At 54.7% G+C, this 15,707-nt stretch carries 12 protein-coding genes and 2 tRNA genes; 7 read left to right on the top strand and 7 right to left on the bottom strand.

Annotated features, from left to right (window positions below):
- Positions 1-288 precede the first annotated feature (288 nt).
- A complete protein-coding gene (locus VJ369_RS10005) occupies positions 289-645 on the top strand; it encodes a hypothetical protein (protein WP_324091923.1) in 357 nt (118 codons plus the stop codon).
- Between the two features lie 70 nt (positions 646-715).
- On the opposite strand, the gene VJ369_RS10000 is transcribed toward VJ369_RS10005, so the two are convergent.
- The 6 genes from VJ369_RS10000 to VJ369_RS09975 all read right to left on the bottom strand — a co-directional run bounded on the left by VJ369_RS10000 (position 716) and on the right by VJ369_RS09975 (position 9,095).
- The gene (locus tag VJ369_RS10000; protein ID WP_324091922.1) at positions 716-1,153 is read right to left on the bottom strand and encodes a 6,7-dimethyl-8-ribityllumazine synthase; all 438 of its coding nucleotides are present in this window, start codon (positions 1,151-1,153) and stop codon (positions 716-718) included.
- A 150-nt stretch (positions 1,154-1,303) separates the two neighbouring features.
- On the bottom strand, positions 1,304-2,326 hold the full coding sequence (locus VJ369_RS09995) for an LLM class flavin-dependent oxidoreductase (RefSeq protein ID WP_324091921.1): 1,023 nt from the start codon (positions 2,324-2,326) through the stop codon (positions 1,304-1,306).
- A 168-nt stretch (positions 2,327-2,494) separates the two neighbouring features.
- Complete coding sequence (gene bioB / locus VJ369_RS09990; protein ID WP_324092099.1) at positions 2,495-3,697, bottom strand: biotin synthase BioB; 1,203 nt, start codon at positions 3,695-3,697, stop codon at positions 2,495-2,497.
- A gap of 169 nt (positions 3,698-3,866) precedes the next feature.
- Positions 3,867-6,212: a GNAT family N-acetyltransferase gene (locus VJ369_RS09985; protein WP_324091920.1), complete on the bottom strand. Its 2,346-nt coding sequence runs from the start codon at positions 6,210-6,212 to the stop codon at positions 3,867-3,869.
- Between the two features lie 13 nt (positions 6,213-6,225).
- On the bottom strand, positions 6,226-7,578 hold the full coding sequence (locus VJ369_RS09980) for a lysine N(6)-hydroxylase/L-ornithine N(5)-oxygenase family protein (protein ID WP_324091919.1): 1,353 nt from the start codon (positions 7,576-7,578) through the stop codon (positions 6,226-6,228).
- Complete coding sequence (locus VJ369_RS09975; RefSeq protein WP_324091918.1) at positions 7,575-9,095, bottom strand: aspartate aminotransferase family protein; 1,521 nt, start codon at positions 9,093-9,095, stop codon at positions 7,575-7,577. Before VJ369_RS09975 ends, VJ369_RS09980 begins: the two co-directional genes overlap by 4 nt.
- A gap of 327 nt (positions 9,096-9,422) precedes the next feature.
- Here VJ369_RS09975 and VJ369_RS09970 point away from each other — a divergent pair, with 327 nt between their 5' ends.
- From VJ369_RS09970 to VJ369_RS09960, 3 genes are all read left to right on the top strand, one after another.
- Positions 9,423-10,682, top strand: coding sequence for an MFS transporter (locus tag VJ369_RS09970; RefSeq protein ID WP_324091917.1), 1,260 nt, complete (start codon positions 9,423-9,425; stop codon positions 10,680-10,682).
- A gap of 47 nt (positions 10,683-10,729) precedes the next feature.
- Positions 10,730-11,815 (top strand): glycosyltransferase family 1 protein, encoded by a 1,086-nt coding sequence (locus tag VJ369_RS09965; RefSeq protein ID WP_324091916.1) that lies wholly within the window; start codon positions 10,730-10,732, stop codon positions 11,813-11,815.
- An 82-nt stretch (positions 11,816-11,897) separates the two neighbouring features.
- Positions 11,898-11,970, top strand: a tRNA-Asn gene (locus tag VJ369_RS09960).
- Between the two features lie 53 nt (positions 11,971-12,023).
- Here VJ369_RS09960 and VJ369_RS09955 read toward each other — a convergent pair.
- Positions 12,024-12,992 carry an isoprenylcysteine carboxylmethyltransferase family protein gene (locus VJ369_RS09955; RefSeq protein WP_324091915.1) on the bottom strand — a complete coding sequence of 323 codons (969 nt, stop codon included), beginning with the start codon at positions 12,990-12,992 and terminating at the stop codon, positions 12,024-12,026.
- 225 nt (positions 12,993-13,217) lie between these two features.
- Here VJ369_RS09955 and VJ369_RS09950 point away from each other — a divergent pair.
- From VJ369_RS09950 to VJ369_RS09940, 3 genes are all read left to right on the top strand, one after another.
- A tRNA-Asn gene (locus VJ369_RS09950) sits at positions 13,218-13,290 on the top strand.
- A gap of 532 nt (positions 13,291-13,822) precedes the next feature.
- Entirely contained in the window at positions 13,823-14,662 is an 840-nt protein-coding gene (locus tag VJ369_RS09945) for a phage holin family protein (RefSeq protein ID WP_324091914.1), read from the top strand.
- A gap of 92 nt (positions 14,663-14,754) precedes the next feature.
- Positions 14,755-15,669: a DMT family transporter gene (locus VJ369_RS09940; RefSeq protein WP_324091913.1), complete on the top strand. Its 915-nt coding sequence runs from the start codon at positions 14,755-14,757 to the stop codon at positions 15,667-15,669.
- Positions 15,670-15,707 lie beyond the last annotated feature (38 nt).

Raw genomic sequence — 15,707 nt, 5'->3', positions numbered from 1 at the left:
CAGTGGCCTAACAAAATAGCTGAATCACAAAAGGGTAAACACCTGTTCACCCATGGTTAGAACACACCGTTTCTACAGCTACTGTCAAGTAGGTTTTAGGCGTGCGCTCACTGATGGGAGCGGTGTCTGAACTTGTCAAGAACGCTTTAGCCTCAAACCATGCGTTGCATGCACGGTCGCAATTGGTAACAAGTTGCACCCGAGGACTTGCAGAATATTTGCTTTGCCGGTTCTTGGGTAGTCTGTCGGATTAGGGCAATTGGGCCCGGTCTCACTCAAGGAGGAGCGATGACTATTATCGATTGGGAAGCAGTTCCCGTCTCGGAGCCACCCGTTGGGGTAGTTGAGGTTCCGCATACGTCACTTGGATTCCATGCCATTGCCAGCATCTTGGAATTAGGTGTTCCAAGCGCGTTGTATCGCCGGCCACGAGAGAAATATTCTGAGCGCACCGATGGCGAAGCTTACTCATTGACCAACCCATACGCTGACTGCTGGTTCATCATGCCGCCGGCCTCGATGCCCACCGAAGGCTTCTGGCAAGCTCTGGGTGAAGCTGTTTTGATGCGAACGGCGGGGCCCGGTCCACTCAACCGCCGTCGCGGTATGTATGAGACCTTGAAGGTCTTGTATTCAAATAGCTAAAAGCAAAGAAGGTGGAGCAGCGCTTTGCAAGCGCGACTCCCCTTCTATATTTGTAAATTATCTGCTGGCGCTACTGATCTAACGCTGCGATGGCACGCACCGCGCGCGCAGCCTCTGCGCCCTTCTTGACGAAGTGCTCAAAGTAGAACGTCTGGTGCTCGTCATTTGAGTGGAAGTGATGTGGAGTCAGGCTCACCGAAAACGTTGGCACATTGGTGTCCAACTGAACTCGCATCAACCCGTCAACCACTGCCTGGGCAACAAAATCATGGCGATAAATGCCGCCGTCCACTACGAGTGCGGCAGCTACTACGGCATCGTATTTTTCGCTCTGGGCGAGGCGCTTTGCCTGAAGCGGAATTTCATAGGCCCCCGGTACGGTAACCACGTTCAACGTGTAGTCAGTGCCGGACTCGTCCATATCGGCTTTGAATCCGGCTAAAGCCTGGTCGACAATATCTGCATGCCAGCTCGCCTTGATAAATGCGACGTTGAGTTGCTTGCTCATATAATTCTCCCTAAGTCAGGTCTTTTGACAGCTAAATTTTGGCTCACTAATGACAGCTTAGTGTCCTGCGTCTCATTGGCTTAATGGCGTCGACAACCCACGTCATTATCGCCTGATCATTTCAGTCGCCGGACTGCAGTGTGCATTTGCTTAGCGCCAACCCAGTAGCGGAGCCACGTGTTTCAAGATCGATTCAATGACGTGTGCGTTATAGTCAACGCCAAGCTGATTAGGAACGGTGAGCAGCAACGTGTCTGCCGCGGCAATGGCCTCATCTTCGGCCAGCTTCTTTGCTAGTTCGTCGGGTTCTCCGGCGTAGGATTTGCCGAAGACCGCGCGAGTTTTCGCATCAATGTTGCCGACCTGGTCCGAACTGTATCGGTCACGCCCGAAGTATTGCCAGTCGCGTTCATCGGTGAGTGCAAAAATGCTGCGGCTCACCGAGACGCGTGGTTCGCGCTGATGGCCAGCTTCCTTCCACGCCTGACGGTACAGTTCAATCTGCTCAGCCTGCTGAACATGGAACGGCTTGCCGGATTCGTCGTCCTTGAGCGTAGAGCTTTGCAAATTCATACCAAGTTTCGCGGCCCACACGGCGGTGGAATTAGAGCCGGACCCCCACCAGATACGATCGCGTAAACCTTCCGAATGCGGTTCAACGCGAAGCAGTCCCGGGGGATTGGGGAACATTGGTTTCGGGCTAGGCTGGGCGAATCCCTCGCCAGAAAGCACCTCAAGGAGGCGTTCGGTATGGCGACGTCCCATATCTGCATCCGACTCGCCCTCACGAGGTTCAAAGCCGAAATGGCGCCAACCATCGACCACCTGCTCCGGTGAACCACGGCTGATGCCTAGCTGTAGGCGACGATTTGAGATGAGGTCTGCCGAGCCCGCGTCCTCGGCCATGTACAAGGGATTTTCGTAGCGCATATCGATCACACCGGTACCGATTTCAATGCGGCTAGTGCGTGCGCCAATGGCGGCGAGCAGCGGGAAAGGGGACGCATACTGCTGAGCGAAGTGATGCACTCGGAAATACGCGCCATCCGCTCCGAGTTCCTCAGCCGCGACCGAAAGATCTATGGCCTGCAGTAACGCGTCCGAGGCATTGCGAGTTCCTGACTGTGGGTGATCAGTCCAGTGTCCGAAGGACAGAAATCCGATGTTCTTCATACTTGACCCAACGAGTAGTTTCCGATCGTTATTCCTTGGGAGCCGGCGGGTGGTCCAGCTAGCAGCAGTGGCCCGCGGCGACCTTACAATGTGCCACCGAATCTGGTGCGGCCAAGAGCGGCCCGAACACGGCGATTTTACGGGTGAGCAGACCCTCTTACTTGACTGTCACGCGTTGGGAATTTCCGGCGTTCCGGCGCCGCGACGGCGCAGTACCGGCTCGGTCCTGCCAGCGCCGCAACCGGCGGCCGCACCGGAACAACAGGATCCTGCGCACTCGGTGGAACCGGCATTTCCGGCAACATTGTGCTGGCGGGAGTCATGGGCAGCGGCTTCGAATAGCGCCTGGGCGAGCTGTCCCGAATCCTGGTCTTCCTGCCCGAGCACCACAAATCCGGCATCCGCGATCATGGCTAGGTCGGTGCGGGCATCTTGCCCTTCGCTGGTCAGATAGTCGCCCAGGAAAATTGAGTTGGCTACCTCTAGGGCTGTGGCCTGCATCGAACGCAAGTGCATTTCCCTGCCGCCAGCAATACGCAGCTCCTTGTCCGGGCAAGCTAGGCGGACCAGCGCGAGGATGCGCAGGCAAGCGAGCGGACTGAGGTTCCACGTGCCTTCCAGGGGAGTCCCGTCAAAAGGCATAAGGAAGTTAACCGGGATTGAATCCGAGTTCAGGGCGCGCAGTGCGAAGACGGCCTCAATGAGCTGGTCGGTGCTTTCACCCATTCCGACAATCAGTCCGGAGCAGGGGGATAGTCCGGCGCTCTTGGCTTGCTCGACAGTATCCACGCGCTCCTGGTAACTGTGGGTGCTGCAGATCTGAGGGTAGAGGGATTCCGCGGTGTTCAGATTGTGGTTATAGGCATCGGCGCCGGCAGATTTGAGTTCTGCGGCCTGTCCGTCCTTCAAGATGCCGAGGCATGCGCAGACTTCGATCTGGGGATGGTCGGTTTTGAGCTGGTCGATCATGGTGGAGACACGAGCGACGTCCCGGTCCGTGGGGCCCTTGCCCGAGGCCACAAGGCAGACCCGCGAGGCGCCGCCTGCAATTCCAAGCCCCGCTTGACGGACCGCTTCCTCGGGTTTGAGCCAGGTGTATTTCAGTATTTCAGCTTGAGACCCCAGCCGCTGTGAGCAGTAGGTGCAATCCTCGGGACATAATCCGGATTTGAGGTTGACCAAGTAGTTCACCTTGACGGTATTGGCGAAGTGCTTGCGGCGCAGGCGTCCCGCCGCGGACACCAGCGTCAGCGTCTGCTCATCGGAGGTCGAGATGATCATATGGGCTTCGGCAAAGGTGAGCCGGTGTCCGGCGCTGATCCTTGAGACTAGGGCATACGGGTCAACCGGGATGCGCCTTGATGCGGTCATAATATCCATGGGAAATCTCCAATTGAACGGTGTTCAAGAATGTTTGAATTCACTGTACAGGGAATTCTTCAATCATTGAACACTGTTCAGAAATGAGTTTGCATGGTTGAGCGCACATACTCGCGTCGTTCGGCGCAACCCAAACGACGCGAGCATTCTCCTGCATCAGCTAAACCGCGGAAACTACCCGAACCAACGGGTTATCCAAATCACCGGCGTAGAGCAGGCCGCCGGATTGATCCGTGAGATCTAGCATCTGCTGATTATTGCGAAGCTGTAAACGGTTCAGACAAGACAGCGGGAAACTCGGGGCAAACAAGCCCAACTCATCAAAGTGCTGCGCGAACTGCGGATGCTGCGCCCGGTACTCCAACAAACGTTCCGCGACGATAGTCCAGAATTCCCCCTCTGCCAGCAGTTCCTCGGCATCCAGCAATGGAGCAAGGAAGCGGAAGAAGGAGTCGAAGACATCGGTGAATACCGACAACACCGGATCTCCGCCGGTGCGCACGCGACGGATTTCCTCTGGAAGCTCCACGCGATCGGATAAAATCGCAATCTCTTCTCCCAAGTCTTTAAGCAGGACCTTCTTGACTGCACCGTTTTCCAAAACCATAATCACGTTCTCGCCATGCGGCATGAAGACTAAGTCATAAGCGGCTAGGCAATGAACCAAGGGCACCAGATAGGCATCTAGATAGCCGGTCAACCAATCGGACGCTGCTAAGCCGCTGCGGCGGATTAGTGCTCCGGCGAAGGACTTCCCGGAGGAATCTACATGGAGCAGGCTGGCCATCGTGGCTAATTTTTCTTCAGATTTGAGCATGCTGATGGGCGACTCGCGCCATAGTGCCGCGAGCATCTTGCGCTGCGGTGCGGTGTTATTGGTAGCTGCTTCAAATTGTGGGTTTCGATAGCCCACCGCGGCGATTTCACGCAACAAGGCTACCGGTGCGGTGGAGAGTACCGGGTCATTGTCAAACAATTCACCCAGCCACTGGTTGATGGCGGGAGTGACCTTCATATATTCCGCGCTCAACCCACGCATGAAGCCCATATTAAGGATCGACATCGCCGTTTTGACGTAATGGCGGGTGGGGTCAGAAAGATTGAAGAAGGTGCGAATCGATTGCTGTGACTGATACTCGTCTTGGCTATAGCCAAGCCAGATCAATTGCTTGCGTGCAATGTCATTCACGAAAGTGATCGACAGGCGGTTTTCCCACTGCCAAGGGTGTACGGGCATGTAGATGTAGTCGCTCGGCGACAACCCGGTACCGAACAGTGCGTTCTCAAGAGTTTCATCGAGACGTTGGCGTTCCTCCGGGTTTAGCTGTGCAGCCAGTAGTGTCTCGTAATCAAGGGTGTCGATGGCATCAAATTGGGCACGCGATGTGTGTGCCGCGACCCACCCGAGCTGCAGTGCCGAACCCGTTTCCGGAGCGTAACGCAGGTAATCGCTGCGGCCTACACCCATGCGGCCATTGTTAGCCACAAAGCAGGGGTGGCCCTCGGTCATTGACGATTCCACAAGCTGGAAGGACTGGGCTGCGCTGCCCGGGAACTGGGCCAGCTGGGCCGAGGTATGGGTGGCGTGAGCCTGCTTGTAGCAGTGGCTGGACAAGGTGGATGAGAGTTCTTCGAGATAGACCGGCAGCTGAGCTTCGGAAAGCGTCAGCTCCTGGTGGAACACGGTGATGAAATCAAGGACATCAACCTCGGCTTCGTGCCATGAACCATTGACGAGCCGCTGATGCTGCAGTGATTCTGGAGCGACAAGCCAGTGATTGAGTTGGTAGCGTCCGGCAGTGAAGAGCAAGCGGTCTCCGTCTTTCTGCACGCGGTAGCGCCGCTCGCCGAGCTCGACCGGATCAAGGAGGCGTTCGTGGCAGAATTCTCCGAGGGCTTTGGCCAGCACGTGGCGATTGGCGGCCTCCCAGCGCTGGGGCGTCAGGAACGAGGAATCCAGGCTGCGGCCGGTGGCTTGTTCAAAATCATTTCGGGTACAGATGGAAAGCAACGCCTGCTTGATTGATCCGTCTGGCTCTGCCAGAGCTATCGGGCGGACCGGGCGGAATCCCACCCGGGCATTGAGTGCGTGGACAGCTTTATTGCGCAGGTCTGGTTCCACGATGATGCGTTCCACTCCGGGTCGGGTGAAGGCGTGGCGCACTGCTTGGGTGAGTGCCTCCACAGTGAAGCCCGGCCGCGGTTCGCTGGTTTGCGGCGCTAAGTAGTGCAAGCCACGATCTCCGCGAACGTAATTATAGGCTTTGGCCAATGCGGTGCTAGCCGGGTTATAAAGCTCCAGCAGGAATTTTTCGGTGCCGGTCTCATCAAGGCCCAACAATACTTGGTAGTCCGCCGTGGACAGCAGCTGACGGTATTCGGCTTTTATTTCTGTCGCGGTTGCGGTCGGCATACCCCAATATGCGGCATGTTCGGTCGCGATCCACGCGTGGAGCAACTCGGTATCTTCGGGCAGGCTGAGCTTACGGAAGGTGTAGTTAGTCATGGTGCTTCGTTCCTTAGTCGCGCGAGCTGGAAGTGGATACGTTCGGCAGACCGGTCAGTTCTGCCGCGCCAAATCGTTGGAAGGCGATACGTTCTTCGACCGGGTAGACCTCTCGGCCGGTGATTCGATTGATGATCACCGAATTTCGGTAGGCTCCCATACCAAGATCAGGGGCCGTGAATCCATGAGTATGCAGTTCCGCGTTTTGCACAAAAATATCCTCGGCGGCTCCGATGGAGTATTCACGGTCCACGTTGACCCGACCGTCGGCGAGGTAGGTCATTCGCTGGGTGATTCCACGGAGGAAGTCAGGGGTTCCGGAGCGGTAGCCGGTAGCCATCACCAAAGTATCGGCGCAGAACTCCAAGTTTTCTTCGGTACGTTCGTGGCGCAAACTCACGGACAGAGCCTCATCTGTCATGCCGATACCGGTTGCACTGCATCCGGTGCGCAGATGGACATTGGCCGCCTTGCTGATACTGCGCTGATAGAGCTCTTCATAGATTTCATCAATCAGATCCGCATTGATGCCCTTGTAGAGTCCCTTTTGTTCGGCGCCAAGTGCGTCGCGCTTTTCCACGGGCAGCGCATGAAAATGGTCGATATATTCCGGGGACGTCATTTCCAGGGTGAGTTTGGTGTACTCCAGCGGAAAGTAGCGCTCCGAACGGGTAGCCCAAATTAGATGGTCTTCTTCGGGCAAATTACGCAGCAGGTCCAAAAAAATCTCGGCTGCGCTCTGTCCGCTGCCCAGCACACAGGTAATCCGCGGGCGGGATGGCTGGTGGTCTGGAGCTAAGATTTCCTCGCGATGGAACATGTAATCACTTGAATGCATGACCTTGCCCGTCGCTTGGGCAGCTGCGTCAATAATCGTTGGAAGATAAGGTTGGTTCCCGGTGCCAAGGACTAGCTTGTCTGCACTGAAATGGGTCACCCCTTGAGCGGTGAGCACCGAAAGCTGGTAGGCGCCGTCTGTGTATTCGGCCGAAAGTACGCGATGTCCGAAGCGGACGCTAGGTATTAGGCGCGATGCCCAAGCAAGGTAGTTACTATATTCGTTGCGCAGGGCGTAGAAATTTTCGCGGATATAGAACGGGTAAATTCTTCCCTGTTCCTTCAGATAGTTCAGGAACGAAAATTTATTGGTGGGGTCTGCGAGAGTGACGAGGTCTGCCATGAACGGCACCTGTAGATGTGCACCCTCGAGCATCATGCCGGGATGCCAGACGAAATGGTCGCTGGCATCTAATACTGCAACGCTCAGCTCGTGGAGTGGATCGGTGAGGGCCGCAAAGCCGAGATTAAACGGTCCAGCGCCAATGGCAATGACGTCAAAGTGTTCTTGGGCTATTGCATGGGTCATGCGCGGGCTCCTTCTGCGCGTTCGAGTAGCAGGTCGTTGCCGACCCGGCAGATCGCGTCGAGTATCTCGGTCAGGTCTTCCAGAGTGGTGTTTGGATTCAACAAGGTCAGCTTGAGCATGCGTTCACCGCGGACGGTGGTTGCCGCGATCATTGCTTCACCGGTTTGGTAGAGCCGGTGACGAATCTGGTTTGTCAGCTCGTTGCGTTCGGCTTGGTTCAACTGGTTATGGGGAACCGTGAATCTGAAGACGAGGGTGCTTAGCTGTACCGGCGCTTCAAGGGTTAACTGTGGTCTCAGCGAAATTTCAGTCTCCAAACTTTCAGCTAGTTTAATGACCTGATCGAACATGGCACCTAGACGTTGCGCGCCAAGGGTGCGCAGCGTGACCCAAAGTTTCAGCGCATCAAATCTCCTGGTGGTCTGCAGTGATTTATCTACCTGGTTCGGAGTCTGTTGCGCGTGCGAGTGCGGATTGAGATATTCAGCGTAATGTGCGATTGATTCAAAAGAGTGTGTGTCTTTGACGAGCAGTGCGCTGGAGCCAATGGGCTGGAAGAAGGACTTATGAAAGTCCACAGTGACCGAGTCGGCCAGTTCAATATTGGCTAACCGCTGGCGGTGCACCGCGGAAAGCAGCAGTCCGCCACCATAAGCGGCATCGACATGGAACCAAGCGCCGGTTTCTTGAGCCAATGCTGCTAGCGGAGCAAGTGGGTCGATGGAACCGAAGTCGGTAGTACCTGCGGTGGCAGAGATGGCCATCGGGACCAAGCCGGCCTGTAGATCATTGGTGAGTTGTGTGCGAAGTGCGTCGACGTCCATGCGGTGCCACGCATCGGTGCCGATAGCTATCACGGCCTCATGCCCGAGACCCATCATCATCGCCGCGTTGGAGATGCTGAAGTGTGCATCCTGGGAGGTGTAGATACGCAAATTCTGCAGGCGATGCGGTAGCGAACCTGTCATCTTGGATACCGCGATATTGCGCGCAACGAGCATCGCTTGCAGATTGGACTGGGTTCCGCCGGAGGTGAAGATCCCATCGGCGGTGGTTTCGGAGAATCCGATGAGCCGTGTGGTCCAGTCGATCAGTCGGCGTTCAATCAGCGTTGCTCCGGCGCTCTGATCAAAGGTATCCATGGAGGTATTCAGGCTGGTGACAAATGCTTCGGCGGCGACTGCGGGAATGACGACCGGGCAATTCAAATGAGCGGCGTACTTCGGGTGATGGAAGTAGACGGCGTCACGGAGGTAAATTCTTGTCAGTTCATCAAACGAGTCGGTGTGGCTTCCCAACGGTGCGTCGAGGTCAATCTCTGACACCAGCTTCTGAAGGGCTTGTGGACTCGGTCCCGTGGTGGGAGACTCCACGGCCGCAAGTTGGTCGGTGACGCGCAACAAGGCTTCACGAGCTTCGGCTTCGTAGCGGTCCAAGGTATCTGAGCAAAGTAATGAGTTATCAAAAAGCTGTGACTCAGTCTGGGGGATGTGCAGGGTCTCAAGAGCGGTTCCCACGATACTCCTCGCATAGCGATCGATTATTTGGTTAGTCTTGCCTAACTGAAGACTATTAACATCACAAGTTAGTAATGTATTGCAACCCCAGCGTGTGGTTGACGGGTTGGCTGACCGCATTGGGATAATCCAAAAACACCGAGAATTCGGGTTAGATGGTTCAGTGTTCGATGGGCGAAATTTCAGAAAATTACTGAACGGACATAACCCAAAACAACTAGTGAACTAGCGGAAATCCTGTTCAGCTAGGAGTAAATGCGGTATCGTTGCCAACCGCGGGACAGATGAGCTTCGTAACACTTTTCACGAGCTGTGGTGAAATCTACTGTGCAAAGCGAACGTCGTTTCCTTTATTCGAATGCAGGTGATGCGGCCAGCCGTTCACTGACGGATTTCACTGTCGACCTCATATTTGTCACCACATTGGGCGCCAGCGCCTGGCAAATGGGGCTTCTGAACACCTTGGGCTCTTTCGCCTTCCTCGTGGCGACAATTCCCATTGGCTATTTGGTGGACCGTTATCGGCCATTGCGACTGTTGCGCATTGGACTGGCAGTGAAGGTCACGCTCACCGTTTGCCTCTTACTGCTGACCCTCACTGGCACGCTGAGTATCGGTTACGGATTTTTGCTGGTGACGCTACTGGGAATGTGCAATGTCGTAGCGGAAACCGCTCAAGTTTCCGCAGTTCCACAACTCAATGCGGTCTCCGGTGCCCAGCGAACCAGCTCTATCAGCGCGTTGATCGCCCGGCTGACGGCTGCGGATCAGTCATTGGCGATCATCGTTCCAGTGGCTGCAGGCACCGCATTTACTCTCCTCGGAGCCTCAGCACTCTTAACCGTGAGTGCAGTCTTGGCGCTGATCGCGCTGAGTTTGGCCTGTCTAGTCAAACTTCCTCGCCAAGACAGCCAGCGGAGGGAAGAAGCTGCGGAGCAGAACGCGCAGCGCGACACCCATTGGTGCTCCGTCCTGGCATACCTGCGTCATAACCGAGCGTTGGCCGCAGTAACTTTGGCGATGATGTGCTCAAATTTCGGTTTGGCCTTAGGCAGCGCGGTTGAAGCGCTATTCATCATCAACTACCTAGGCTTTGGATCCTTCGGCTTCGGTATCCTGGCTGGTCTTGGCGGTGCCGGGGGATTGCTCGGAGCTGCCCTAGCCACGCGGATCGCTGTTCGCTACAGCGCAGCCCAACTGACTACGCTCACCATGACGATCATGCTCGTGTTAGCCGCGATGGTATTTTTCGCGGCCTTTACCTCGTCCGCAGTTTCCATGACACTGCTTGCGGTGCAATCGGTATTGTGGGGCGTTGCCTTGATCATTTTTAACGTCGCGGTCACTGCGTGGGTTGCTGATATCACTCCCGAGTACCTGCTGGGCAGGGTTAGCAGCGCTCGCCGGTTGTTTACCTTTGGCGCGGTTCCGATAGGAAGTTTAGCCGGTGGCGCCATTGGTTCGGCGTTCGGGCTGCCGGCCGCGCTCGCGATATGGCCTCTATCCATTGCCGCAGGGCTCATCGGTTATTTGATTGTTAGACCCCGCACGGTGCAGCCTGAGGTAGCGCAAGTGCGCCGGCGGTAACCGATAGGCTTGGACTACCACGTCCTCAACAGAAGGCTAATACGCCCGTGAAACTCGTCATCGATGCCCGCTATACCCGGGTCACTCATCACGATGGAATTAGCCGTTACACCGCGGGACTCATTGAGGCGACGTCGAAGATTGCCGATGTAACGATGCTGATCAATGATATGCGACAGCTTGCACTCCTGCCAGAGGTGCCATACCTGAAAATATCTGGCCCGACCAGTGTCTTGGAACCGTTCGTTGCACTGCAGATTAATAAGTTGCAGCCAGATGTGGTTTTCTCCCCAATGCAGACCATGGGAACCCTGGGACGAAAATTTCCGCTAATCCTCACCCTGCATGATCTGATCTACTATGCGCACCCGAATGCGCCCAAATTCTTGCCTGCCCCGATCCGTTGGGGATGGTTCCTGTTTCATCAGGTCTACTTCCCGCAACGACTATTGCTGAACCGCGCGGACGCCGTCGCGACAGTGTCAAACACCACGGCCGAGCTCATGCGCGAGCATCGGTTGACTAAACGGCATATTGGCTTAGTTTCAAATGCCGCCTCGGGGCAAACTACTGTTCGTGAGCAGAATGGTGTCCCAGCCAAGACGTTGCTATATATGGGCTCGTTCATGGAATACAAAAATGTTGAGACCTTGATTCGGGCTATGAGCTTGCTTCCTGAATACCAGCTGCATTTGCTTAGTGGTATCAGCGTGGAGCGTCGCACTGAGTTGGAAGCAAAAGCCACTGATACTACCCAAATAATCTTCCACAACGGGGTCAGTGACGAACAGTATGCGAAGATGCTCGCCGAGTGCACCGCGCTGGTGACGCTTTCTCGCGAAGAAGGCTACGGCCTTCCACTGGTTGAAGCAATGAGCATGGGAACACCCGTGGTCGTCACCGACATGCCCATTTTCAGAGAAGTAGCTCAGGATGCGGCGCTTTACGCGGATCCCGATAGTGTCCAGTCCTTCGCGGACCGAGTGCACCAACTCTCAGAACCAGAAGAATGGCGGAAGCACTCGGAGCGGGCACTGCGCCGTGCCTCGCACTACTCGTGGGAAACCTCTGCGCAGCAGTTGATTGAGCTGGCACAGTTTGCCATCAACAACTCAGCGAAGACTGAAAGCTAGCCTTCAAGCATTACCTGGAGTCGCACCTAAGCGTGGATTTCAAAACGTGACTTGGCTAGTGCTAAGGTTGTTCTCGTAGCATTCCTCCATAGCTCAATTGGCAGAGCATTCGACTGTTAATCGAAGGGTTACTGGTTCAAGTCCAGTTGGAGGAGCCGGAGAATCACCCTGTTGTCAGCTTTTCAAGCTGACAACAGGGTGTTTTCGTTTATCCTCGTTTTGAGGTATTCCGGAACTTTGGCAACCAGCAAGAGACCTCGGTGCTGTATCGAGTGAAACTTTCACCAAACTTCTGCTGCAGGTCTTTTTCCTCTAGTGGGCGCACAATCAGATTCCAAATGATTGAACCGCTCAAGGAATAGAGGATTACAAGCCATGAACTTGCAATCAGTCCTATGCTGACTCCCTGTACGATGCCTGCAACCGCCATTGGATTACGAACATACCGGTAAGGGCCTCGAATCACTAGGTACTGTGGCATGGCCGAGGGCAGGGGAGTGCCCTGTCCCAATTTGGCCATTGTGGTTGCCGACCAAACGCCCAGTGTGCTGGCAAGTAGGAGTGCGACGTATCCGGTCAAGCGGATCCAGTCAGCAAACCTCACGTGCATCGCGAACCGGAATTCAGCAAAGATTATGAGCGTAGGAAAGAGCGCAAGAAACACGAACCAAAAACAAAGCAACTGGGCGAAGGTCTGGCGTATATGGACCCGAGTTCGTTTGGCTCGTGCAGTTTTGAAGCGAAAGGGGCCAGACACAAACCACTGCGAGGGAAACCGCCCGAACCACAGAACCAGACCGGCTGCTGAGGAAGCGAAGCTCGCTGCCAGCATGATCAGGGCGCCCCAGCCGGCGTTGGTGGTTATCAGTGCGTAGGAAAGCATTAACCCTGTCATGAGCCAGGTCCACGGTATCGCCACCCACAATGCCGCACGTATATTGCAGGCAATTAACAGTGAGGCGAGAGCAAACAAAGGGATGTCGAACCATGCCAGTATGACCGGCGGCAGATTGCCAAGTGTCAACATGGTGATGGTCGGGCTTGCGAAAACCGAGAACCACCATAACAGTCCGCCAACTCCCTGAACCGCGAAATACGTTCTGGCGAGTATCAACTGATTATTGCGTGGCGAGTGTGATTCGTTTGTAGCTGAGGAGTTCACTAGTCTGTTCGACATGGAGACAAGCCTAGATCAACTACGGGTGGTGCAACTTCCAGACCTATAAGCTCGCTTCGTCCTATGTCACGCATCACTTGATGGAATGCTTTGGTGCTGCGGAACCCCAACGTTGAAATTCGCTGTCGAACCCCTTGGATGTCGGCGCTATTTACGTCTTCAAGCGCGGAAGTTGGTCGATTTGAAAACCCATCTTGGCCAGTGCTAAGGTATTACACGTTGCATTCCTCCATAGCTCAATTGGCAGAGCATTCGACTGTTAATCGAAGGGTTACTGGTTCAAGTCCAGTTGGAGGAGCTCTCGTAGAACCCCAGCCGTTTCGAACGGTTGGGGTTTTATTTTTCTTAACGCTGCGGCGTAATTCATGGTTCAGCTGCTTAGGGTTTTCCCGCAAAACATCAGGGGAAACCCGGATATTATTGCTCATATCGATTTGGCTAGGATATTTATTAGCTGGTCACCAGTTTCAGCGCACGTGGGTTCGGAGAGATTCGCTGTCTAGTTGGAAACAATTGATGGAAATAGTACTTATAATTTCGGTCATCCAGCGCTATGAAGGCAATGATCAGGTGAATTTCTGTCTTCGATACAACACGTTTAGTCTGCAGAGTAGCCATGAACAGCGTATGAACAATAAAGAGCACGTATTGATTGGGTCGCTTCCTATAAGCTCAAGTGAATAGACGATAGACTTTCAAATCGTTAACACTTACACCCGTGGCATGAGATCGAGCTGTGGGGTTTACGCCTGAAGACTGATACGTAGACGGTAACCGGAGTGCTAGCTTGGAAACACCGGTTGCCGAGCGATCGAGAATATGGAGAAACCATGTCTGAAGCTGAATCGACGCCAGCAGATGAAAGCCTGAAGTCAAGCGTGAAGAGTGCCAAGGCGCAAATTGATGGACTCAAAGAGCTTGTCCCGCAGCAGCTGACGGACGAGCTGAAACTGGGCACTACCCTGCTCAAGAAAAAAGGCATCAGCCTGGGCATGGCCGCGGGCTTGGGCGCTGGCGCGCTCATCGTTGTTTTGCTTTTCGTGATTGCGGTAGTCGTCACTCTGGTGAATGTTCTAGAGATTTGGTTCCTTGGTTGGGCCGCAGGATTGATAGTTGCCGGGTTCTTCCTGATCGTGGCAGCAATTCTGGCGCTCGTGATGTACCTGAAGTTCAAGAAGGCATTGCCGCTGACTCCTGACGCAGCGATTCGAGGCATCCGCCACGATATTGGTGTGCTCAAGGACGGTAGCAACTTTGACGTCAGCACATTGGACGAGCCTATGCGTAAGAAGGACGAGGAAGACAAGGCCGCGAAGGATAAGAAAAAGGAACCTAAACCTCCTGCTCCAAGCGCGGATGAACTGATTCTTCGTACCAAGCGTCGTCGACGTCAGATTCAGGCACTGCGTGACAATTTGGGCCAGAGTGTTCTGGGTCCCAAAGCAAAATTGGATAAAGCACGTCATTTTGCCGAAAACGCGGGAGATTCAGTGACCAACGCTGCAGCTAAGGCACGTAGCTTCGTCACACCTTCTGCGAATACCGGAGAAAATAGCGAGGCCGGTCGCGCAGGCCAAGAACGGGCAGAAAAAGCTAAGCCTTTTGCGATCATCGCTGCATCGGCGGCTGCGCTTGTTGCAATTATTCGCAAGTTGATCAAGCGTTCCTAGGTTCCTGAACCGATGAGGTGACGCGCAGACTTCACGCCACTGGGCGGCATGACCTCTCGGACAATAAAAGAACTCTTGGGAAAGGCACTGACATGGTTTGGATCGCTATTACAGCGGCACTATGCGGTGCCTTTTGCCTTGCCTTCGGAGCCCAATTTCAATCGAGTGCGGTAAGGAAAGCTTCGGGCGGGTTAGAACTCACCCTGAAAAACCTGGGGAAACTGGCGGGCAACAGACGTTGGATGAGCGGGTTGCTCTTGCTGGGTCTGGGTATGGTGCTGAACGTATTTGCTCTGGCAAGCGCCCCCTTGACCGTGGTGCAACCCATCGGGGCTATTGCCCTGGTGGTAACCACCGTGGTGAATTCGCGAGAACACAAGCTCACCATGAACCGGCCGACGGTGTTGGCAATTATTAGTTGCATGGTCGGTTCGGCCGCATTCGTTCTGATGGCTATCAACGTCACCGGCGAGCAGCACCTTGTAAATAATGCCGAGGCATTACTTATCGAGATGATTCTGGCCGTCGTGGTTGTGGTCTTCGGAATTCTTGTGCTTCTCTTCCGGCACAAGCTGGGAGCCTTCTTTTATATCGTCGGGGCGGGCGTACTTTTCGGGTTTGTTGCGGTACTCGTGCGCACTATCGCGATTGCGATATTGAATTTCCAAGTACAAGATTGGAAGTCGCTACCGTGGGTTGCACTGGCCGCAGTGGTAGTGGCAGGTTTGCTCGGATCATATTTTGTACAGACGGCTTATTCGAAGGGGCCACCAGATTTGGTGATCGCCGGACTGACCGTGATCGATCCGATGGTCGGCATTGCCATCGGCATCACTATTCTTGGAGAGCTTCGCCCAGATGTTCCTGCGGTGTTGGCGATCTCGATGGTGGTAGCCGCCGTGCTGGCCATCATTGGCGTGGTGGCTCTATCTCGTCACCACCCGGATGTTCTAGAACGCAAAGCCAAAGCAAGACATTCACAAAAAATGTCTCATAAAGATGCATAAAAGCAGTAGATAATCTTTCACACGACAATATGTTGAAC

Origin of the sequence: Glutamicibacter sp. (genome assembly GCF_035257265.1) — a bacterium.
In the GTDB taxonomy this organism is placed as follows: Bacteria; Actinomycetota; Actinomycetes; order Actinomycetales; family Micrococcaceae; genus Glutamicibacter.
Note: the sequence above shows the minus strand (reverse complement) of the source record. Positions and strands in the feature narration are given on the sequence as shown.